General features: G+C 26.2%; 16 protein-coding genes and 1 tRNA gene. 10 read left to right on the top strand and 7 right to left on the bottom strand.

Annotated features, from left to right (window positions below):
- Positions 1-314 precede the first annotated feature (314 nt).
- Positions 315-1502, top strand: coding sequence for a redox-regulated ATPase YchF (locus MarbSA_RS05500; protein WP_221061117.1), 1188 nt, complete (start codon positions 315-317; stop codon positions 1500-1502).
- 72 nt (positions 1503-1574) lie between these two features.
- Here MarbSA_RS05500 and MarbSA_RS05495 read toward each other — a convergent pair whose 3' ends face one another.
- From MarbSA_RS05495 to MarbSA_RS05480, 4 genes are all read right to left on the bottom strand, one after another.
- Positions 1575-2141 (bottom strand): GNAT family N-acetyltransferase, encoded by a 567-nt coding sequence (locus MarbSA_RS05495; RefSeq protein WP_054834846.1) that lies wholly within the window; start codon positions 2139-2141, stop codon positions 1575-1577.
- 150 nt (positions 2142-2291) lie between these two features.
- Positions 2292-2864, bottom strand: coding sequence for a DUF4240 domain-containing protein (locus MarbSA_RS05490; RefSeq protein WP_042702460.1), 573 nt, complete (start codon positions 2862-2864; stop codon positions 2292-2294).
- Positions 2865-3232: 368 nt separating this feature from the next.
- The gene (locus MarbSA_RS05485) at positions 3233-3610 is read right to left on the bottom strand and encodes a YbaN family protein (protein WP_054834847.1); all 378 of its coding nucleotides are present in this window, start codon (positions 3608-3610) and stop codon (positions 3233-3235) included.
- A gap of 63 nt (positions 3611-3673) precedes the next feature.
- Positions 3674-5185, bottom strand: a complete 1512-nt coding sequence (locus MarbSA_RS05480; protein WP_221061116.1) for a catalase — start codon at positions 5183-5185, stop codon at positions 3674-3676.
- A gap of 282 nt (positions 5186-5467) precedes the next feature.
- On the opposite strand from MarbSA_RS05480, the gene MarbSA_RS05475 reads away from it, so the two are divergent.
- The gene (locus tag MarbSA_RS05475) at positions 5468-5755 is read left to right on the top strand and encodes a hypothetical protein (RefSeq protein ID WP_221061115.1); all 288 of its coding nucleotides are present in this window, start codon (positions 5468-5470) and stop codon (positions 5753-5755) included.
- A gap of 106 nt (positions 5756-5861) precedes the next feature.
- On the opposite strand, the gene hisH is transcribed toward MarbSA_RS05475, so the two are convergent.
- Both hisH and cfbD read right to left on the bottom strand, forming a co-directional pair.
- Positions 5862-6479, bottom strand: coding sequence for an imidazole glycerol phosphate synthase subunit HisH (gene hisH / locus MarbSA_RS05470; protein WP_042702448.1), 618 nt, complete (start codon positions 6477-6479; stop codon positions 5862-5864).
- Between the two features lie 84 nt (positions 6480-6563).
- Entirely contained in the window at positions 6564-7655 is a 1092-nt protein-coding gene (gene cfbD, locus MarbSA_RS05465; protein ID WP_042702444.1) for a Ni-sirohydrochlorin a,c-diamide reductive cyclase catalytic subunit, read from the bottom strand.
- 781 nt (positions 7656-8436) lie between these two features.
- On the opposite strand from cfbD, the gene MarbSA_RS05460 reads away from it, so the two are divergent.
- The 8 genes from MarbSA_RS05460 to MarbSA_RS05425 all read left to right on the top strand — a co-directional run bounded on the left by MarbSA_RS05460 (position 8437) and on the right by MarbSA_RS05425 (position 21869).
- A complete protein-coding gene (locus MarbSA_RS05460; RefSeq protein WP_221061114.1) occupies positions 8437-9834 on the top strand; it encodes an AIR synthase-related protein in 1398 nt (465 codons plus the stop codon).
- Between the two features lie 46 nt (positions 9835-9880).
- On the top strand, positions 9881-10411 hold the full coding sequence (locus tag MarbSA_RS05455) for a hypothetical protein (protein WP_221061113.1): 531 nt from the start codon (positions 9881-9883) through the stop codon (positions 10409-10411).
- A gap of 307 nt (positions 10412-10718) precedes the next feature.
- Positions 10719-10791, top strand: a tRNA-Arg gene (locus MarbSA_RS05450).
- 340 nt (positions 10792-11131) lie between these two features.
- On the top strand, positions 11132-12604 hold the full coding sequence (truD, locus tag MarbSA_RS05445; RefSeq protein WP_054834850.1) for a tRNA pseudouridine(13) synthase TruD: 1473 nt from the start codon (positions 11132-11134) through the stop codon (positions 12602-12604).
- Positions 12605-12715: 111 nt separating this feature from the next.
- Positions 12716-13108, top strand: coding sequence for a DUF126 domain-containing protein (locus MarbSA_RS05440; protein WP_042702433.1), 393 nt, complete (start codon positions 12716-12718; stop codon positions 13106-13108).
- A 687-nt stretch (positions 13109-13795) separates the two neighbouring features.
- Positions 13796-16969: a beta strand repeat-containing protein gene (locus MarbSA_RS05435; protein ID WP_221061112.1), complete on the top strand. Its 3174-nt coding sequence runs from the start codon at positions 13796-13798 to the stop codon at positions 16967-16969.
- Positions 16970-17356: 387 nt separating this feature from the next.
- On the top strand, positions 17357-18601 hold the full coding sequence (locus tag MarbSA_RS05430; protein ID WP_054834999.1) for a metal-dependent hydrolase family protein: 1245 nt from the start codon (positions 17357-17359) through the stop codon (positions 18599-18601).
- A 385-nt stretch (positions 18602-18986) separates the two neighbouring features.
- Entirely contained in the window at positions 18987-21869 is a 2883-nt protein-coding gene (locus MarbSA_RS05425) for a heavy metal translocating P-type ATPase (protein WP_221061111.1), read from the top strand.
- A 225-nt stretch (positions 21870-22094) separates the two neighbouring features.
- Here MarbSA_RS05425 and MarbSA_RS05420 read toward each other — a convergent pair whose 3' ends face one another.
- The gene (locus tag MarbSA_RS05420) at positions 22095-22937 is read right to left on the bottom strand and encodes a hypothetical protein (protein ID WP_042702426.1); all 843 of its coding nucleotides are present in this window, start codon (positions 22935-22937) and stop codon (positions 22095-22097) included.
- Positions 22938-23107: the final 170 nt, after the last annotated feature.

The following is a 23107-nucleotide window of genomic DNA, read 5'->3' as shown; positions in this document are numbered from 1 at the left end:
TCAAGAATAATTTCAAAAATAATTATTTTAAGAGATATATTTTTAATTTTTTATAAAAAATTATTTTTTATATTTTTATATTAATTCTATTTTATTTAATTTAATTATTTTTTAAAGTAATATTTAATAAGGTAGTTTAATAGATTTATTAGAAATATAGTATAATTAGATAATATAAAAATATTATTTTAGAAAATAATATATTATTCAAATATCTTAAATAGTTAATTATTTAAATGTCTTAAATAGCTACTTGTTTAAATGTCTTAAATATTTACATATCTTAAATAAAATTTATAAGGAAGTTAAAAAAAATGCTTCAAATTGCAGTTACAGGAAAACCAAATGTGGGGAAATCATCATTTTTTAATTCAGCTACAAAATCAAAGGTAGAAATGGCAGATTATCCATTTACAACTATTGATGCAAACAAAGCCATAGGAAATGTTTTAAAACCTTGTCCTTGTGTGGATTTAGAATTAAATTGTAATCCAAGAAATTCAGAATGTATTGATGGGAACAGGTACATTCATGTAGAATTAATCGATGTTGCAGGTCTAGTTCCTGGTGCTCATGAAGGAAGAGGTTTGGGAAATAAATTTTTAGATGATTTAAGACAAGCTAAAGCTTTTATCCATATTATTGATGCTTCTGGATCTACTGATGAAGAAGGCCGTCCAGTTGATCCTGGATCTCATGATCCTCTTGAAGATATTGAGTTTCTTGAATATGAAATAGTTATGTGGATGTATGGTATATTAAATAAAAACTGGAGCAGGCTTATTCGGAAAATAGATGCAGAAAAATTAGATGTAGCTAAGGTTATATATGAACAAATGTCTGGTACTGGTGTAAGCCTTGAAGATGTTATTGAGGCAAAGCGAACTATTAATCCTGACTATCAAAAATGGGAAAAAGAGGATTTAATCCAACTTGTAACAAATCTTAGAAAAATAGCTAAACCAATGTTAATCGTAGCTAATAAAGCTGACCTTCCAATGGCTGAAGAAAATATAGAAAGAATCAAAGAAAGATATCCTGATGTTATTCCTGCATCAGCTGATAGTGAATTAGCTCTTGTCAATGCTAGTAAAGCAGGATTAATTAATTATAATTCTGGAGATTCATATTTTGAAATTATTGATAAGGATAATTTGAATAAAAATCAACTTAATGCTTTAAATTATATTAAAGAAAATGTTTTAGATAAGTATGGAAGTACTGGTGTTCAAAAAGCTCTTAATACTGCTGTATTCGAATTACTTAATATGATTGTTGTTTATCCAGTTGAAGATGAACATAAATTCACAGATAATAAAGGTAATGTTCTTCCAGACCCTATACTTATTAAAATTGGTTCAAATCCGAGGGAACTTGCATATATTGTTCATACTGATATTGGGGATAAATTTATGCATGCTGTTAATGCAAGAAAAAATATGAGAGTAGCTAGTGATTATGAATTATGTGATGGAGATATTATTAATATAATAACTTCTTAATCATTTATTATTTTGAATAATATTTGAGAATATTATTAAATAAACACTCTAATTTATTAAATATTCACCAGTTTAATTTTTATATGTGTTGGATTTTCTGATTCTAATTATATTATTTTGCATTGTGTATATTATTACTTCATAATTTTTGTTTTTCTTATTAATTGTTTTTAATTTTGAATCAGTTTTAAAGCCTGCTTTTTTTAAGACTTTCTGAGAAGCAATATTCTCTTTAAAGGGAGTTGCATATATGCAATTAATTTCATAGTTATTAAATCCATATTCTACTATATCTTTGATAGCTAATGTGATTATTCCTTTGTTCCAGTATTTTTCAGCTAACCAATACCCTAATTCAGCTGTTTTTAGATTTTCATAATTATAGTTATTTTTATCATTTATCTGACTGAAATTTAAAGCTATTGAGCCTACAGCTTCATTACCTACTTCAATAGCAAACACTTTCATTAATTTTTCTTTTGAAGCGATATCTATAAAGCTTTCTGCATCTTTTTTAGAGTAAGGATTTGGAAATTCGTCAGTAAGCCATTTTGCAATATTTTCATTGTTAGCATATTTAGCTATACTACTAACATCGTTTTTATTAAATTCTCTAAGTTTATAGTTGATATTAGACATTTTTATATTTAAATTATGTTTATTTTAACTTTTATTAGATATTTTGAGTTTTTTTGTTATTTTAGCTTTTATTACTTATATTAGACTCTATTAACTTTTTTTATTTTCTTGTTTTTGTTAGTTGTTTTAATATATTGTTTATTAGTTTAATTACCAATATTGTTGACATAATTTAGGAACAAGAGTTCTTACACTTTCTTTGTCTTTCTTATCCCATTCAGCATTAATATCTTCACCAAAAGAGATCTCATCAACTATATCAAATATTTCTTTTGGATCTAGTTCAAATTGCCTCATTCGTTGATAGTAAGTGTCTAAATCATCGTCATTTCCTATTTTTTTATTAAAAGCAAGTTCTGCAACTGATATCATATCTTTATTTTCATAATAATCATCTTGATAAGGCATATCTAGATCAATAATGGAATCTGGATTAATTAAAGCATTAAAATATGGTTCTTTCCCTCTTGAAATTAACCAACCTCGAAAAGATTCAAAACAATCTTCAGAACATCCGTCATTTAAAACATGAGCTGCTGCCCATAATTTACTTTTCTCTGATTCTTTTGCATAAATTTCATATATCTTTCCAAATTTTAATATTTCTTCTTGGCTATATTCTGATAGTTTGCCAATTAATAGTTGCATTTGTTTGTCTGTTTCCCAATTAGCTTCTTTGTATGAGGTTTGAATTAGTTCCCAAAATTTATTTTTGTCCATCATCGTTTTACTCCTTTTTTAATCCTTTTTAAATATTTTTATAATAATTTTTAAATATTTTCATACAATAATTAATTATTATTTTTCTACTAGTTTTTATGTTTTTTAAAATATTTAATATTTTTTATAAAAAATAGTATGATGTACGTTTTATACATATTAATTAAATATATAAATTATAAAATCATTATTAAGATTCTTCAATTGTTTTAAGTTTAATAGGGAGATTATTATATAAATATTAATAAAATTAGAGAAGTTTAATAATTGTAATTAGAAAAGCTTGAAAAATTAGAGAAATTTTAAAATTTAATATAAATAATAAATAAAAAGATATTATTAATAATTTATAATTTGGTTTTTGTTTAATACTATTTAATAGTGTCTTTTTTGGTTTTTAAAAGTAAAATATGGGCACTAACACATATTCCAACAATAAGTAAAATTAATCTAACAATCAAACTATTTACTATAATAGCTGAAATACTCAGTGTCAACCATAGAAATATTAAACTATTTCTTTTAACATCTAATGGAACACCTTTTTTTTCTTTATAATTATTTATATAGCTTCCAAAATATTTATTGTTTTCAATCCATTTTTCTGCTCTCTTTGAACTTTTTCCAAAACAGAAAAATGCAGCTAAAATAAATGGAGTAGTAGGTAAGATTGGTAAAGCAACTCCTACTGCACCTAAACCTACTAATGCCACTCCTAAACTAAAGAAAACTGTTTTTTTAGGTTCCATAGTTGCACAATTAATGATTTAATTTCAATATTTTTACTTTTTATTTTCTTTTGAAAATGATATTCATTCTTTTGTAGCTTCAACTCTTTCTTCTTGAGTCATTTCAGAAAGTTCTTTAACTTTATTTATATCAAGACCTATTCCTTCAGCTACACGAGTTCCATATTCTGGGTCTGCTTTGTAAAAAAGAGCACATTGTCTGTATCGGATTCTTTCTTGAGCATTTCCTAAATGAACAACAATATTGTATACAAGATGGTCTTTATCTTCATCACTTAAAACTCTTCTCCAAAGTTCTCCAGTTTGGAAAAAGTCAACATCTTCAGTTGGCATAGTGTGCCTATTAATCTCTGCTTTTAATTCTATAGTCGGTGGAGTCACTGTTTCATCTGGTTCTGCTCCTCCAAAAGAATTTGGATAGTAATTAGGGCCTTTTCCACCATTTTCATCAACTGTCATAGGTCCATCTCTTTGATAGCTGTTGACATCAGCATTTTTAGGTCTGTTTACTGGAATTTGGTGATGATTTGGACCTAATCTGTGTCTTTGTGTATCTTCATAAGAAAATAGCCTTCCTTGTAATAATCTATCTGGGGAAGGACCAATTCCTGGAACAAAATTTGAAGGTGCAAAAGCTACTTGTTCAACTTCAGCAAAGAAATTTTCTGGATTTTTATTTAAAACTAGTTTTCCAAGAGGTATTAAAGGATAATCACCATGGAACCACACTTTTGTTACATCAAAAGGATCAAATTTATATTTTTCTGCTTCTTCTGGTTTCATTATTTGAACATAAACATTCCATTCTGGATAATTTTCATTTTCAATAGCTTCAAACAAGTCTTCTACTGCATGATCTGGATTTTCACCACACATTTTAACAGCTTCATCATTTGTAAAGTTTTTTATTCCTTGTGCTGTTTTAAAATGATATTTTACCCAAACATATTCATTTTTTTCATTATACCACATGAATGAATGGCTTCCAAAACAATCCATGTGTCTGAAATTTAATGGAGTTCCTCTATCAGTAAATAAGAAAGTTGCTTGGTGTATAGATTCTGGTGTAAGTGACATGAAATCCCAAAACATATCGGCATCAGGTAAATTGTTTTGAGGGTTTCTTTTTTGTGTATGTATAAAGTCTGGGAATTTTATTGAATCTCTAATAAAAAATATGGGAGTATTATTTCCAACAAGATCATAATTCCCTTCTTCTGTATAAAATTTCATAGCTGTTCCACGAGGGTCTCTTTTTGCATCAGCTGAACCTTTTTCCCCACCTACTGTAGAAAATCGTATAAAAACTTCTGTTTTTTTACCAACTTCAGATAAGAATTTAGCTCTTGTATATTTTGAAAGGTCATTTGTAACTTCAAAATATCCATATGCACCAGTTCCTTTAGCATGAACAACTCTTTCAGGTATTCTCTCTCTACCAAAATGTGCAAGCTTTTCAGTTAAATGTGCATCTTCTAGCATGGTATAGCTAGCTCCTTTACCTGTAGTAATAGATGCTTGATCATTTGGAACAGGAATTCCTTTATTTGTTGTGTATTTTTTTTTATTTGACATTTTTATCACATTATGATTTTATAATCATTCCTTGTATATTATTATTTTATTACTAAAATATATAATTTTTTGATTATCTTTATGCATTATTTTATTATAATTATTATAGTGTCTAATTGAATATAGTTTTTAATAAAATATATAAAATAGATGATTTATAAAAATAGTAAATTAGATAAAATAAAAATTATAATTATTTCAAATAGTTTTATAATAATTATTTCAAATAGTTCTATAAATATTTTAAATAGCTTTATAAATAAAAAGAAATAGGTAATTTATATGGATTTAAATTTAGGAAATGGGCATGCCGAAACACATTTAGAATTTATAAGAGTTTTAAATGTTAGAATAGAAGAAAGAGACCCTTTAAAACCAGTTTTCGATGATTTGCCTTTTTTAGCAAATTTTGAAAATAAAGAAGATTATCTTAAATTGGTTGATTATGGAGTATTTCACATTGAATTAGAACAGGGTACAATATTAGCTGATTGTAGACTAAATGATAAAATTAAATATATCGATGAAAATACTGATATAAGTGGTTATTATAGCTATTCTAAGCTATAAATACTTATTATATTCTTTAATTTAATTTTTATATTTAGTTTAGTTATATTTTTTTAATTTCATTGTATTTTTAGCTGTATTTAATTTAAATTTTATAATTTAACTTTTATATTTGCATTGAAACAAAATTCTTTAACATTTTTAGGCCAGGAACTCCACTTTTTTCTGGATGAAATTGGGTTGCGAACACATTATTTTGATGTAAAACAGCTGTAACATCAAAACCATATTCTGTAGTTCCAGATATAACTTCTTCATCTTCGGGAGATGCATAATATGAATGAACGAAATAGAAATAATCTTGGTCTATCCCATCTATAATAGAACAACTTTTTTTACTTTCACATAAAGTCATATCAAGACGATTCCATCCCATATGGGGAATTTTAAGACCGTTTTCTATTGGAAGCTTTTTAACTTTTCCTTTAAAAATATTTAGTCCTTTAACACCAGGAGTTTCTTCACTACTGGATAATAATGCTTGTAATCCTAAACAAACTCCTAAAAATGGTTTACCTTCTGAAATATGTTCGATTATAAGTTTTTTATAAGGCTCAATATTATTCATAATTTGCCCAAATGCACCGACTCCAGGCAAAACTAAATATTCAGCATCTGATATTTTTTCAGGATTTTTTGTAACATTTGACTTTACATTAATCTTAGAAAATCCATTAGAAATGCTCCTAAGATTTCCACTTCCGTAATCAATAATTGTAATCATAATTTAGCCTATTTATTATCATTATTTTAATTTATTATTATTCTATTCATATTTTATTATATTTACCCATTTAATATTATCATTCTATTTATCATTATTCCAATCAGTAACTGTTCTAATCATCATACCAAAGTCAGAATCTACAATTTTACTAGTTCCTAATGTTTTTGAATGAGCATCTAATTCAGCTACAACATAATTGTATCCTAACTGTCTAAGGGGTTCGACTAGTCGTGGACCATCTGTAACAGCTATTGTTTTTGTTTTGGAATTAATTTCTTCAATTTTTAATGCATGTGGAACTCCAGCTACTATTATTAAATCAAAATTTTCTTCTTTTAAAATTTTTTCAGCTTTTCGTGGAGTTATTGGATATTCATCCAGCCCTCCAGTAATGTAATCAATGGATATTCCATTTTGTCTTAATTCTTTTGTTATATTTTTAGCATGATCTCTTATTCTTGGAAGTCCAATGTTTTCATCAAGGTTGGCTATGAATGTTGGTTTATTTGATTTATTAATATTTTTAAAATCAACATTTAAAACATCAGCAAACAAGTAACTTGTTTCTTTTTTAGCATTAAGCACAAATGCTACTTTTTTCCCTTCTTTAATATTTTGAATGAGTATTTTAGCTATTTCTTCTTTATTATCTCCGAAATTTGGCTTAATATAATCTCCTTTTGCCATTCCTCGTGTTTTTTCAATTTTAGTAGCTAATTTAAGCATTTTTATCTGTCTATCTGCTTCTTCTTCTGGAATTACTCCATATTTTACAGCTACTTCCAACACAGCTATTGCACCTTCAGTATTATCTCCTTCACCAAATCCTCCATGAGATTCCACTGGTAAAACAATTGCATCTGTTTCCACATTTTCAACAGCCTCTTTAAGATCTTCACCTATTATCATACTTGCACAGGTTCCTACTATTCCAACTAATTTTGGATTGAACATCTCATCTGCTTTTCTTAGTGTTTCTTCTAATTTTTCACTAGCTCCAAATATAAAATCGTTTTCTGCCATAGCTGTTGTTAGGACTCTTACTCCATCACTTTCAAGGAGTCGTCCTGTTCTAAAACAACAACCATGAGGACCATGCATTATAATAACATCAGCATTTAGATCTCTCAATGTATAAAGTGAAGCAGCTATTGGGCTTGGTCTTGGGTGCATACTTTTCTCCATTATATAATATTTCTTTATTTAGACATTAATTAAATTTTTTATTAGATATATTTTGGATTTACGAGTATTAACTATATTTTTATGAGTATATCTAAATTTAATTATTATTGCTGAATTTGATCATCATTATAACTAAATTTAAGTTTATTATCCTTATTATTTATCACTATCATGATAACAATTTCATGTTTATATTATAAAAGATTATTTATAATGATCATTATTTATATTTATAAAAATTTTCTATTTTTATAAGTTTAAAAACGAAGTTTTTATTGTTTATTAATCTATCTATTTTTAAATTATTTACCAGCTAATTTTATTTTTATTTATATTTTTCATATTTTTTGGAGTTTTATTCTTTAATTGTTATTTTCTAATTCTTATTTTAGAATTTTAAAATTATATAATTAAAATTTATACACTTGCAATTGACCTCTATAATACATATATTTAAATTAGTATTACTAATTCTAAATTATTTTATATAAGACAATCTCATCTTTTTAAAACAATTTTTTCTATTAAATCAGTATTAGCTTCTGATTTAACTATTTTAATTATATAAACATAAACTTTAAGTATTTTATCACTCAACTATTTAATAAATCAACTAATAATTAAATTTATAATTAAATTAATAATAATTGAATTATTATTTTATTAAATCCTTAATATTAATTAATACTATATTTTATTATTACTATATTTTAATTATTTATTATTTTAATTATTTGATTATATATTTTCATTTAGAACAGGTGTAAAAATGGATATAGAAGGATTTGTACGGGATAAATTAGCTAAACAAGATAATTCGAAAAATCAGGATGAAAAATCTCTTGAAAATCTATTAGCTAATATAATAATGGAATATAAAGATATAAATCATGAAAACGCGATTTTAATGGCTCAAAGTGTTATTGATGAAGTTCAAACTACTTTAAATATTGAAACATCTAATGATTTATTTCTGAAAGACATTATTAATATTCCTAAATCAGAAATTGCAATGGGTGAAATGGGAGTTGGTTCCAGAGGAGCAGGTGACTTTTTTGTTCATAGAAAAATAGCTGAAATTGTAGCTAGTACAAAATCTTCTTCTCTTGTAAACCCTGAAGCTCAAGACGATGGAGGGGTTGTTAAATCTCCAGTATCTGGATCTAAAGATGATAAAGATGTTTATATTACTACAGCAGTTGATGGAATCCATTCTCGTCTTAGTGAATATCCTTTTCTTGGAGGATTTCATGTAACTAGGGCATCTTTAAGAGATGTTTGTGTCATGGGTGCAGAACCAGTAGCTATAATAAGCGATCTTCATTTAGCTGATGATGGTGATGTTGGTAAATTGTTTGATTTTACAGCAGGAGTAGCTACAGTTTCTGAACTAATTGATGTTCCTATTGTCGCTGGGAGTACTCTTCGTGTTGGAGGAGATATGGTACTTGGAGATAGGCTTGTTAGTGCTGTAGGTTCTATAGGAGTTTCAAAATATCCTCCAACAGCTAGAAAAAGAGCTGAATCAGGTGATGTAATACTTCTTACCGAAGGTTCTGGTGGAGGAACTATCACAACAACAGCTATTTATAATGGTTTTTTTGATGTTGTTTGGGAAACTATGGACATTGGATTCATTAAAGCTTCTAATGCTCTTGTCAAAGATGATTTAGTTAAAGATGTTCATGCTATGACTGATGTTACAAATGGTGGTCTTAGAGGAGATGCTCATGAGATTTCATCTACAACAGGATTGGGATTAGAGTTTTATCAAGATGATATTAGAAACATGGTCACTCCAAAGGTTCTTAGCATGCTTGAAACATTAGACATAGATCCCCTTGGTGTTTCAATTGATTCATTGATGATAGTTGCTCCTGAAGATGTAGCTAAAAAAGTAAAAAATTCTGTCGAGTCTGTTGGAGTTAAAATTGCTGAAATTGGTACTGTAGATAATACTGGTATTCCAAGAATGATAAATTCTGATGGAAAAGAAGAAATTCTTGAACCACTTTTTAGAGAGGCAGCATATACAAAAATTAAAAAGTTAGTAGGTGAAACAACTCCAGAAGATTTTGAAATAATGAAAGAAAAAGTTCAAAAAGCAGCTGATAATTCAATTAAGAAAAAAGAAAGAGTTATCGATTATATAAAAAATAATTCTTAGTTTCTTATAATTTCTTTTAAAATTTTTTTATTTCTTTAAGAATAAAATGACATTCTATAAAAATAGTATAAACAATATTAAAAGTATAAAAAATATCAAAAATATAGATATTCTAAATATAGATATCTCAAATATAAAAGATATTAAAGGGTTTTTATCACTTTTTGATGGTATAATAGCTATTTTATTGCTTTTTTTAGCTTTATTCGCCTTTAACTCTTTGATATATTTTGAAAGTCCAAGCTATGATAGAACTCTTCCTGATTCTAAATTAGCTAATGATGCTATTGAGTTAATGGCAACAGAAAAAGGAGACGATTATTCTGTTTTATATTCTATTGTTTTAATATTGGAAAATAACAACAATACTTTAGATTATACTACTAGAAGTTATATTTCTACTATTGCTGGAGATTTTTTAAATAAAATTGTTCCAGATAAAAACTATATGTTGGTTGAAAATAATATATTAAATGGAGAAATTATTTTAATTAAAGGATATATGGATGATAATGCGAATATAAGTTCTTCAACTCGTAACATAGGTGAATATAGCTTCACATTATCTATTTTTTAATTTTATTTTTAATAATAATACTTTTAATAGTAATATAATAGTATTTTAATAATATAATTGTCATTTAATGATATATGATTCTACTTTAATAGTAATATAATAATCAAGTTCTAGTAATTATATGTTATTTTCTTACTAAGTAATTAACTAAATAATTAATAATTTTAATAATTAAATATAAAATAATAATTAATAGAAACTTTTTTAAGGTAGTTCATTCAAAAAATAATTTATTAACTTCTACTAACTTCATTTATAATTATTAAATTAAAATTAATAATTGTAATTATTGATTTTTTTATAATCAGCCCTGATAGTGTAGTTGGATAACACGTAGGATTGCGGATCCTATTCCCCGGGTTCAAGTCCCGGTCAGGGCATTAAAATTATTTTTATTTATATTTCCTATTTTTTATTTTTATAAATAACAATTTTATAAATAAGGTTTTTATAAATAGTAATTATATAATTTATAAATAATAATTCTATAAATATTATTGTTATAAATATTTTTATAAATAATTCTAATATTAGAAAGGATTCTAATATTATTATAAAAAAATGTAATGCTATAAGATACTAATTATAAGATACTAATAGCTAATAATATACTAATAACATACTAATAATAATATAAAGAATTTAATACAATTATATAATATATAATAATCATAATCATGGGAAAATTTCTTGATTTAGACTATTAGGATAAAGATTACAATGCTTAATGCTGAAACTTATGTTACAAAAGAGAAAGGGATTGGAGGTACAATTAGAAATCGATATGAAGATTTCTATGTGGAAGAAATTCCTATTGAAAATTTACTACCTACTGGTGAAGGTCCAAATGTTTGGATTTGGATTGAAAAACTTGGAAGAACTACTTTAGATGTTTTAATGGATATTTCAAGAGATCTTCATATAAGTAGAAAACGAATGGGCTTTGCAGGAATGAAAGATAAAAAAGCTATCACTAAACAGTGGATATGTATAAGTAACATGGATAGTGAAGAACAGTTTGAAGAAGTTAAAGCATTAGATGGTGAAATTTATAATACAAAGTTCTTAAAAATCGTAAGAGGGCAGAAAAAACTTCGAATGGGTCAACTTGAAGGAAATAAATTTAAAATTCTTATTAAAGATATTAATACAGATTATTCTAGTTATCAAGAAGCAGCTAATATAGCAAATAATATTTTTAAAAAATTAGAGGTTTCTGGTGTTCCTAATTACTTTGGTTGGCAACGCTTTGGAAAACCTAGAACAAATACTCATCTTGTAGGAAAAGCTTTAGTAGCTAATGACCTTGCTGAAGCTGTTAGATTATATATTGGAAATCCTTATGAAGAAGAACCAGAAGAAGTTAAATTAGCAAGAAAAGCTTATGATGATGGAGATGTTGAAAAATCTTTAGATCTCATGCCTACGGGGATGCGATATGAGCGTATAATGTTAAAAGAACTTTTAAAAGAAAAAAACAAGTTAAAAAAATCTTCTACTAGGATTAATTCTAGTAATAATTGTATTAATTCTTATAATAATATTAATTCTAATAATGAGAGTATTAATTCTAATTATAATGAGGATAATAATTCTACTAATAATGATATTAGTTCTCATAATAGAGATATTAATTCTAATAGTATTGATTTTAGTCTTAATGATTCTGATTTTAATTATCTTAATGATAAATCATATAAAAAAGCTATTTTTGCCCTTCCAAAACCTCTTCAAAGGATGTTTGTACATGCTTATCAATCATACTTGTTTAACGAAGCTGTTAGTAAAAGAGTAGCTATGGGTATTAATAAATATATTGAAGGAGATATTGTCATTGATAATGAAGAACATCTTATTCATAATGAATCTCCAGAAAAACTTCAAGAAATGATATTTAAATTTGAAGCAGATCCTACTTCTCCTCTCTATGGTACAAAAGTTCCATTTGCAGAAGGAAAAGTTGGTGAGATGGAAAAAAATATATTAATAGAAGAAAATTTGAAGAAAGAAGACTTTGAATGTCCTAAAACACCTAAATTAGGCAGCCATGGTTTAAGACGAAAAATGCGTTTTAAAATTTGGGATGCAAGTGCTAAAGCTACTGAAGATGGTGTCTTAACAGAATTTTCAATAGATAAAGGTTCTTATGCAACTGCTGTACTTAGGGAAATAATGAAGAATGATGTTGTTTAATTACACTTGATTATAAATTTTATATTTATTATAAACTTTATATTTGATTATAATTTTCATATTTGATTTTAAATTATATATGATTTTAAATTTTATTTAAAGGTTGGTTTTATGGTTATTAAATGTAGGCCTATTTCAAAAGGAAAATCTAAAGGGGAATTAATTGTAAGCAATGAATTACTTAGTTTTTTAGGAGGGGTCAATCCTAATACTGGTGAAGTTATCGATTCTAATCATGAATTAAAAGGAAAATTTATAAAAGATAAAATACTTTTCATTCCTGGTGGAAAAGGATCTACTGTTGGTTCTTATGTTATTTTTCAAATGAAGAAGAATAATGTTGCTCCTCGCGCTATTATTTGTTTAAATGCTGAACCTATAATAGCTACTGGTGCTATAATTTCCGATATTCCTATGGTTGATTTACCAGAATCTACTGAAGGGCTTGTTAATGGCGCTAAAGTTGAAGTTAATGGTGAAAAGGGAGAAATTAGGATATTATAATCTTCATAAACCTATAATCTTCTAGGTTTACAAACTTCATAAATTTATAAGTTTCAATAGTATTTTTACCAATAGCCTTTTTAAATTTTATTTTTTTATTTATCAAATTTATAATTATTAAAATTATTTATTATTACATAATATTTCATCGTATTTCATAATATTCATATTTATTTTTCAAGCTATATATCTATTATTTTTTTTCATGTTTATATTTACATTATTTTAATCAATTAATAAATTTTAAAGATTTATATTAAAAAATATTGATTTTAAATAATTTATACTCATTTTAATTAAGTTATATTCATTTTAATTAAACTAAAAATATTAAATTTTTCTAAAATTAGTTTTTGTGATAAATAAAATCATATAAAATTTAGGTTCACCTAAAAAATAGAAACTTATATATACTTATAAAAATATATCTTATTTTTAGGTTAACCTAAATTTAATATATATTATTATTTTTTATATATTATTTTTTTGCATTTTTATTATTATTAATATTATTATCTAATCTTATTAGTATCATTATTAGTATTAATATTAAAAATATATATTAAATTTGAGGTGGGATATTGAAAATATTCAAAAAATGGGTCTATCTTAGGATATAAATGAGTTGGGATTCTATTTTGGTATGCGTTCATTATTGGTTGACCAATTTAATGAAGGAGGAAAAAAATGAATTTTAATAAATTTATTATGGGAACATCAATGGTAGCTATTACTTTTCTAATAATTATTAGTTTAAGTTCAGCTACTGCTCAAAATCCTGTAACTATTACTAATACGACTTCTGGAGGAATTAATGGAACTATAGAAAATGAAAGTAATTATGATACCATTTATTTAGATCCGGGAGTATATTCTGGTAATGAGAATAATAATTTAGTGATCAATAGGAGTATAAGTATTATTGGTAATACAAGTGATGCAAGGAATGTTGTGATAAATGGGTCTAACACAAATAGATTATTTTATATAACTAATACTGGAAGCTTAACATTAATTAATCTAACAATTGCTAATGGTTATACTTCAAACAATGGAGGGGGAATTTACCAAGAAAATGGGAATTTAACAATTCAAAACTCAATATTCCAGGATAACTATGCACAAACTAATGAGAACTATACAGTTGGATTTGGTGGTGCAATATACAATGATGGTGGAAATATTGAAATTATAGACAGTGACTTTTTTAATAATACTGGATTAGGTGGTGGAGTAATTGCACAATCAAATGGAAATTTAAATATCACTAATTCTAAATTTATTGAAAATAATGGATTATATGCAGGAGGAATCATAGCACAAGAAGATGGAAATATCACGATTATTGATTCTATTTTCAAAAATAATAAAGCAACATATCATGGAGGAACTATAGCTCTTGAAAATGGTGAATTAGCTATTTTTAATTCTAAATTTATAAACAACACTGCTGAAAATGGTGGAGCAATATTCTATTACAATGGTGATGTGAAAATCAATAACACGGAATTTATAGAGAACAATGCTTCTGAAAATGGTGGTGCAATTTACCAAGAAAATGGAACTTTAACTATTGAAAATTCTATTTTTGAAGATAATTTAGCTATTGGTGATGGAACTTTTTATAATGGATATGGTGGAGCAATATACAAGGATGATGGATACTTAAAAGTAAACAATAGTGTTTTTAAGAACAATAATGCTGCTGTTGGTGGTGGAATAACTATTTTTAATGGAGATACTATTGTTGATACTATTATCTCAAATACTTCATTCATTGAAAATAATGCAAGCTTTGGTGGAGCTATATGTATTTTTACAGGTGTTGTAGATATTTCAAACACAGACTTTATTAATAATACTGGGGAAATTGGTGGAGCTATAGCTCAAGAAGATGGAATTTTATATGTAAATAAATCTAGATTTATAAATAATAATGTAACTAAAGAATCTTTCGGTGATGAAGGAGGTTTAGGTGGTGCAATAGCTGTTGAAGATGGTACTTTGTATGTTGAAGATTCCAAGTTTTATAATAATGCTGGTGTAAATGGTGGTGCATTAGGTATTCTTCATGGAAATACAGTAATAAAATCCTCTAAATTTACAAATAATATTGCACAGAGTAATGGTGGAGCTATATTTCAGGATATTGGTGATCTGATCATTGATAATTCAGTATTTAGTGATAATCTAACTATAGGAAATAATTCTGGGTTTGATGGTTATGGTGGAGCAATATACAAACATGAAGGACTTTTAAGTATTAATGATACTGTATTTAGTGGAAATGATGGCTTTATTGGCGGAGCAATTGATATTGGTGGAGCAACAGATATTGAAAATGATACCATAGCTTCTGAAGTAATCATTACAAATTCTAAATTTACAGATAACTCTGCAATCTATGGTGGTGGATTATTCGGATGGTTTGGAGATATAATCATTGAAAATTCAACTTTCCAAGATAATAGTGCTGAAGTTGGTGGAGGAATCGGTCTATTTTCAGGTGAATTAAATGTAATAGGTTCTATCTTTAGAAATAACAATGTACTTAAAAACACATCCATAACTGGAGACAGTTTAGGTGGTGCAATAGCTATTGAAGATGCTATTTTAAATATTGAAGATTCTGAATTTATTTCTAATATTGCAAAGAATGGTGGTGCAATAGGATTGGAAGATGGAACTTTAACTGTTGTTAACTCATTATTTACTAACAATAAAGCTGAAAATGGTGGTGCAATATCTCAGGAAAATGGAATCATATTAGTTATCAATTCTAAGTTTTTAGAAAATCATGTTTCAGATAAAGGTGGAGCTATAATTCAAGAAGAAGGTAATTTAACAGTTATCAATTCTATATTTAATGGTAATAAAGCTCATGGTAATGCTTCTAATGGTGGTGCAATATTTGTAAATAAGACTATTTTGAATATTGAGGATTCAACTTTTACAAATAACTATGCAAAAGTTTATGGTGGTGCAATATACATTAATAATGGTACTGGAAATATATTAAGCTCAAATTTTGCTAATAATGGTGTTGATGATACTTATGGCCTTGGTGGCATGGGTGGAGCTATATATAAATATGATGGCTCTTTAGCTATTAAAGATTCTGAATTTTCAAAGAATAAAGCTTTTGTTGGTGGAGCTTTAGCTACAAAAATTGGAAATACAAATATTGTTAGTAGTGTATTTAATAAAAATAATGGGTCTTATGGTGGAGCAATAGCTCAAGACGAAGGAAATGTTAATGTTAAAGATTCTTATTTCTTTAATAATGTTGCAGGATATGATGGTGGAGCTATAGCTTCAGAAGAAGGAACTTTAAAAGTTTCTAAATCCATATTCAAAAATAATGTTGCAATTAATGGTGCTGCAATATCTGAATATGATGGTTACGTTAGTGTTACTAACTCTACATTTGAAGACAATAAGGGTAAGCCTACAATATATGTTGGAAAAAACGGTAATTTAAACTACAATTATTGGGGTAAAACAAATATAAAAGATGTAACCAATAAACAAAGTCTTATTAGATATTATTATGGATCTGGTTTAGTTGACACCAAATTAATTCCAGCTAATATTAAAATGTCACAGTCTAAATATAAAAAAACCAAAACCAAAACATATAAAAAGACATTTTTATTTAAAAATCTGGGCAAAACAACTGGATCTAAATCTTTTAAGTTTAAATTACCTAAATACTATAAATTAGATAAATATTCAAAAAATAGTAAATTATCAGTCAGCTACAATAAAAAAACAAAAATATTAACAGTAAAAGTCAAAAAATTAGCATACTACAACACTACTAAACAAATAGGAAAATTAAACATAATAATAAAAAAATAAAAAAGAATATATTGAAATATTAATGGGAAACATTGATTATAATTGGATAAGAATTGATAATTTAATTTCAAATTAAAAGATTCCTTTTCCATTAACTTTTCTATTAACTCTTCTTAACTCTTCTATTAACTTTTCCATTAATTTATTTCTTTTAAGATGTTTATTTTTTAATTATTTTATAGACATTTTCTTGATTAGTTTATAGACATTTATTTTTGATAATGAAACTATTCAAAAAGTGACAAAAAGTAAAAAATGACTAAGAACTTTTTAATACTTTTAATTTTATATAATTATAAATATTTGAAATAATATATTATTGATTAATATACTATACTTAAAAAACTAAAAAATTAACTCTCTATTAGTTAATTAGGAATTGGTTTTATGGACCCTATATTAATTAAAAATATAACAATTATTGATTCTAATTATGATAAATCTTTGGAAAATGTATCTATCTTTATTAAAAATGGAAAAATAGCTGATATTGATAAATCTACTTGTATTGATATTGATGATGGAACTAATATTATTGATGGTGAGGGAATGTTCATTCTTCCTGGATTTATTGATATGCATGTTCATTTAATGGCTAATGGTTTTATAAAAGAAGATGATTTAACTAATCCTTTAGCTAATTATTTTTATCAAGCTGTAAAGAATATGAAGGATACTATTGATGCTGGTGTTACTTATGTTCGTGATTGTGGATTAGCTGATATTGGAGTAAAGATGGCTGTAGAAAAAAAGATATTTCCTGCTCCAAAGATGAAAATAAGTGTAATGCCTCTTTCTATAACTGGAGGGCATTTTGATTTTGCTCTTAATTCTGGTATTGATACTGTTATAAATTATCCTGGATTTCCTCTTCCGGTTTGTGATGGTGTTGAGGAAGTAATAAAAAAGACAAGAGAGGTTTTCAGAGCTCAAGCTGATTTTATAAAGGTGATGTCGACTGGTGGAGTTATCAGTGCTAATGATGCTCCTGAATTTAGTCAATTTAATGTAAAAGAGTTAAAAGCTATTGTAAAAGAGGCAGATATGAGAGATGGAGCTAAAGTTTCTTCTCATGCTCATGGTTTGGGAGGTATTAAGAATTCTATAAAGGCAGGAATTCAATTCATCGATCATGGGACTTTTATTGATAGAAAAACTGCTCAATTGATGGTTAAAAAAGGAATTTATCTAGTACCAACATGTTCTGTAATGAAAGGTGTTGTAGAACAGGTTAATCAAGGGATAATAAAAGGACGAAGTGCTGAAAATGGACTCCAAACTGAAAGAGTACATAAAGATAATATGATTATGGCTTATAAGGAAGGAGTTAAAATGCTTATGGGTACTGATTCTGGCGTCATTCCTCATGGAAATAATTTAAAAGAATTAGAATTATTATGTGAAATTGGGATGTCTCCAAATGAAGCTATTGCTTCTGGAACAATTGAAGCAGCTAAAGCATTAGAAATTGATGATGAAGTTGGTTCAGTAGAAATTGGAAAATCTGCTGATTTGATTATGGTTTCTAAAAATCCTCTAGTAGATATTAGCCATTTATCTAATCCTAATAATATTTTAATGGTTATTCAAGATGGTACTATTGTTAAGGATATTTTTAATCGGAATATATAATTAATATACTAAAACATACTAACAAAACTATTAATCAAAAATATATTAATCATTCTGATAATACCATATTTGCCATAATATTAATTATACTATCATTATACTATTGTTCATAGTATTAATCATTAATATTAATCATAATACCATTAATTTGTATTGATTAATCAAATTTTTATTGATTATAGTATTAATAAGTTTTTTATTAATCAAGTTCTTGGATAATTACAATCAAATCATAATTATAATCAAAACATATAATAACTTTAAATTAGATATTTTAATATATAATTTAGGTGTTCCTAATTTCTGATTAATTATTTTTAATTTTTATTTTTTTTTAGATGATTAGGATATATTTTTAATTATTATTATATTTCGGAGTGTTTTCATGGCTCAAAATAATAAAACAAGTCAAAAAAATGATGACAATGATTATAAAGATAAATATCATAAAGATAATGATCATAAGAATGATGATCATAAAGATAATGAAAATTCTATTAAAAAAATAGAAATATCTATTGAGGGAATGCATTGTGCTTCTTGTGCATTAAATGTGGAGACTTCCATTAATAAATTAGATGGAGCTAAAGCTGAAGTTGATATTAATACAAATAAAGCAAGAGTAGAATATGATCCTAATAGTATAGAAGTTTCTGATATTGATAAAAGCGTTGAGGATGCAGGGTTTAGTGTTCGTAAATCAGAAGTTACTTTAAAAATTGGTGGAATGCATTGTGCAAATTGTGTTCTAAACATTGAAAAAGCATTAAATAATTTAGATGGAGTAAGTAAGGCATCAGTTAATTTAAGTTCTGAAAATGCTTTTGTGGTCTATGATAAAAATCTTGTTTCTGTTGATGATATGGGACAATCTATAAAAGATCTTGGATTTGATTTTTTAGGGATAGCTGATCAACTTGATCCTGATATGGATGATAAATTATATGAAAAAGACATAAAGGATAAGAAAAATCGTATAATTGTTGGTTTTGTTTTTTCTGGAATATTAATGGGAATAATGTTTACACCACATATGGTGTTTGAGGATATTGGAATATCCATGTCTATACTCTCACTTATAATATCGATAATTCCTTTTGGTTATGTTTCTTATCCTATTATTAAAGCTGGTTTTAATTCATTAGCACATAGAAACTTAGATATGGATGTAATGTATACTATGGGTATTTTAGTAGCTTTTATATCTAGTTTTCTAGGTACTTTCAATATTGTGCTTGATTCAAGTTTCATGTTTTATGAAACAGCTATAATGTTAGCATCATTTTTAATGCTAGGACGATTTTTAGAAGCTAGAGCTAAAAGAAAAACATCCAGTTCTATTAAAGAATTAATTGGATTACAACCCAAAACAGCTACCTTATTAGTAAAAGATGAAAAAACTTCTAAATCGAATGAAAATAATGAATTAAACGAAAATAGGGAATTAATTGAAAATGATGAATTTATAGAAAAACAAATTTTGATAGAAGATATTTCTATAGATGATCTACTTCTTGTACGTCCAGGTGATAAAATTCCCGCTGATTCTGTTGTTTTTAGTGGGAATAGTTATGTTGATGAAGCTATGATCACTGGTGAACCAATACCAAAACTTAAAACAAAAGGAGAAGACGTTTTTGCTGGAACTATTAATCAAGAGGGTATACTTCGAATCAAGGCTCGTAAAATTGGAAAAGAGACTGTTTTATCTCAAATAATTGATCTTGTTGAAAAAGCTCAATCTTCTAAACCTCCTGTTCAAAAAATAGCTGATAAGGTTGTAAAATATTTCATTCCTACAATTCTAACTATTGCTATACTTTCTTTTATTGGATGGTATTTTGTTATTGGTTCAAGTCTTTTATTAGCTCTTACAACATTTATTTCTGTTCTTGTTATTGCATGTCCTTGTGCTTTAGGTTTAGCTACTCCAACAGCTGTTACTGTTGGTATTGGAAGAGCTGCTGAATACGGAATTTTGATTAAAAATGGTGAAACTTTAGAAAATGCAGGTAATATTAGTGTTGCTGCTTTTGATAAAACTGGAACTATTACAGAGGGTAAACCTGTTGTTGATGATATTTTCATAATTGATGAAACAGAATCAATATTGAAGAGGAATGAAGTAATAAAAAATACTAATGGTGAATGGATAGTTGTAGATGATCCTTCTGTCCCTGGAAAGCCTGTTAATGTAGAACCTTTAAAAAATAATGCAGTAAATGATGTAAATATTCACAGAGAAAATGAAAGTTTGAAAGAATTGAATACTGAAGATATTGAAAAGGAGGTTATTAAATTATTAGCTAGTTTAGAGAATAATTCTAATCATCCAATAGCTAAAGCAATAGTGAAAAAAGCTGATGAACTTAATATAAATCTTGAGTCAGTTAATAATTTTGAAAATGTGACTGGAAAGGGATTAAAAGGGGAAATTTTTGGAAAAATAGTTTTAGCAGGTAATAATTCTCTTTTAAAGGATGAAAACATTCCTGATACTGAAAACATTGTTACTTATTCTAATGCTCAAGAAAAATATAATGAATTTATTAGTCAAGGTAAAACTACAATATTTTTAGTCTATGATAATCATATCAAAGGAATAATAACTCTCGTTGATAAAATTAGAGATAATTCTAAAAGAACTATTGATGAACTTCATAAGATGAATATAAGCACTTACATGTTAACTGGAGATAATGAAAAAACAGCTAAAAATGTAGCTGAATCTGTTGGAATAGATAATGTAATGGCTAATGTATTACCTAACGAAAAGTTGGATAAAGTTGTTGAAATTCAAAATCAAGAAAGTTTTAAACAAGAAAAAGAAGGAAAATTAAAAAAAGAAATTGAAACAATTGAAGGTAAAATAGAAGGAATAAAAAAGAATTCTAAAGAAGTAGTCTTTGTAGGGGATGGTATCAATGATGCTCCAGCTCTTTCTCAAGCTAATGTTGGTGTGGCTTTAGGTAGTGGAACTGATATAGCAATGGAAAGTGGTGATATAGTTCTTATGGAAGGAAATTTAGAAAATGTAGTTGCAGCAATTCAATTTTCTAATAAAGTAATGACTCGTATTAAAGAAAATATATTTTGGGCGTTTGCATATAATATAATCCTTATTCCAGTAGCTGCAGGGGTACTTTATCCGTTTTTTGGAATACTTTTTAGACCAGAATTAGCTGGGTTAGCAATGGCATTAAGTTCAGTTACTGTGATCTCTCTTTCTTTAATGTTAAAAAATTATATTCCTCCTATAAAAAAATAATATTTAATATTTTAGAGATTATTTTAAAAACTAAAAATTTATCAATTATTTAAAAAAATTGAAATTATTAGTATTTGAAAACTATTATTATAATAACAAGAATAGTGGAGTATTAATAAAAATAAGTAATAGAACACTAATAAAGAATTATTAGTGAAATTTTAATAAAAATAAGTAATAGAATATTGATAAGAATTATTAATGGAATATTTAATCATTAATATTTTAATCTTTTAATTCTATTTTTACAGGAGAGAATTTTTTACTAAAGAAGTTGTATAAATGAGCACTTATTGCTCCATATATGAATCCTCCAATTAATCCTCCAATAGTTAGTAATACAATTAACATTAGGTTAGCTGGAAGACTTACAGAAATAATACTAAATATTAATCCATATATTAAACCAAATACTAAACAAATAACTCCTGAAATTATTCCTGCATTTTTAGGGTTTATATAATCTATTGAAGTCATATTATCTTTTTTAGATAATAATACTTTTAACCCTCCAATCTTTGGACTAATTTTATTGAATATAAATGCTCCTATTCCTGTAAATACAAGGCTAATTATAAATGAATATAAGATGAATGTTGGATTAAATGCAAGACTAATTGGATAAACCAACCATGAAAATCCTTGTAAACTAATTGCTTGTAGTAATGAATATAGAATTGTCACAAATGACAACATAAGGAATATAATTGGATAAATGATTATTGAAACAACTAATGAGATAACTGCAACTATCAAGGATAATGACAGTATTGAGATATCTGTAATACTTTCCATATTATTAATACCTATTTTAACATCCCTCATCCTTTTTATAAAGAAATTATATAAAAATGAGATACCAAAATATTTAGATATACTAAGTATCAATGTTCCAAATATAATTCCTATTCCAATAATTGTAAAGCTAATATCAAATCTACCTATTATTAAGGATAAAATAGCTATTATAATTATTGAGAATACAATACTCCAAATAAAACTAATTGAAGTACCTATTATTGTTAAAGATGATAAATCAATCGATTTCACGCTTTTTAAATCTTTCATTTAAAGCCTCCATTTTTAAGTTTTTGTCAATATTTTTGTTTGCTTTTATATATTATTTTATACATTTTTCATTTTTTAATATTCATATTGTTTTTTGTTTTTGTTATATCTTTTTATAATCAATAATTTCTTTAAAATAAAATATATTTATTAATAAATTTAAACTAATA

It is taken from the genome of Methanobrevibacter arboriphilus, assembly GCF_019669925.1.
In the GTDB taxonomy this organism is placed as follows: Archaea; Methanobacteriota; Methanobacteria; order Methanobacteriales; family Methanobacteriaceae; genus Methanobinarius; species Methanobinarius arboriphilus_A.
The sequence above is the reverse complement of the archived record's forward strand: the minus strand, read 5'-3'. Positions and strand labels throughout refer to the sequence as shown.

Bases quoted from the DNA above. Each gene is read 5' to 3' on its own strand.
- MarbSA_RS05485 (WP_054834847.1), bottom strand. From the start codon at position 3,610: ATGGAACCTAAAAAAACAGTTTTCTTTAGTTTAGGAGTGGCATTAGTA.
- truD (WP_054834850.1), top strand. From the start codon at position 11,132: ATGCTTAATGCTGAAACTTATGTTACAAAAGAGAAAGGGATTGGAGGT.
- MarbSA_RS05455 (WP_221061113.1), top strand. From the start codon at position 9,881: ATGACATTCTATAAAAATAGTATAAACAATATTAAAAGTATAAAAAAT.
- MarbSA_RS05460 (WP_221061114.1), top strand. From the start codon at position 8,437: ATGGATATAGAAGGATTTGTACGGGATAAATTAGCTAAACAAGATAAT.
- cfbD (WP_042702444.1), bottom strand. From the start codon at position 7,655: ATGCACCCAAGACCAAGCCCAATAGCTGCTTCACTTTATACATTGAGA.
- hisH (WP_042702448.1), bottom strand. From the start codon at position 6,479: ATGATTACAATTATTGATTACGGAAGTGGAAATCTTAGGAGCATTTCT.
- MarbSA_RS05435 (WP_221061112.1), top strand. From the start codon at position 13,796: ATGAATTTTAATAAATTTATTATGGGAACATCAATGGTAGCTATTACT.
- MarbSA_RS05490 (WP_042702460.1), bottom strand. From the start codon at position 2,864: ATGATGGACAAAAATAAATTTTGGGAACTAATTCAAACCTCATACAAA.
- MarbSA_RS05480 (WP_221061116.1), bottom strand. From the start codon at position 5,185: ATGTCAAATAAAAAAAAATACACAACAAATAAAGGAATTCCTGTTCCA.
- MarbSA_RS05425 (WP_221061111.1), top strand. From the start codon at position 18,987: ATGGCTCAAAATAATAAAACAAGTCAAAAAAATGATGACAATGATTAT.
- MarbSA_RS05430 (WP_054834999.1), top strand. From the start codon at position 17,357: ATGGACCCTATATTAATTAAAAATATAACAATTATTGATTCTAATTAT.
- MarbSA_RS05500 (WP_221061117.1), top strand. From the start codon at position 315: ATGCTTCAAATTGCAGTTACAGGAAAACCAAATGTGGGGAAATCATCA.
- MarbSA_RS05495 (WP_054834846.1), bottom strand. From the start codon at position 2,141: ATGTCTAATATCAACTATAAACTTAGAGAATTTAATAAAAACGATGTT.
- MarbSA_RS05475 (WP_221061115.1), top strand. From the start codon at position 5,468: ATGGATTTAAATTTAGGAAATGGGCATGCCGAAACACATTTAGAATTT.
- MarbSA_RS05420 (WP_042702426.1), bottom strand. From the start codon at position 22,937: ATGAAAGATTTAAAAAGCGTGAAATCGATTGATTTATCATCTTTAACA.
- MarbSA_RS05440 (WP_042702433.1), top strand. From the start codon at position 12,716: ATGGTTATTAAATGTAGGCCTATTTCAAAAGGAAAATCTAAAGGGGAA.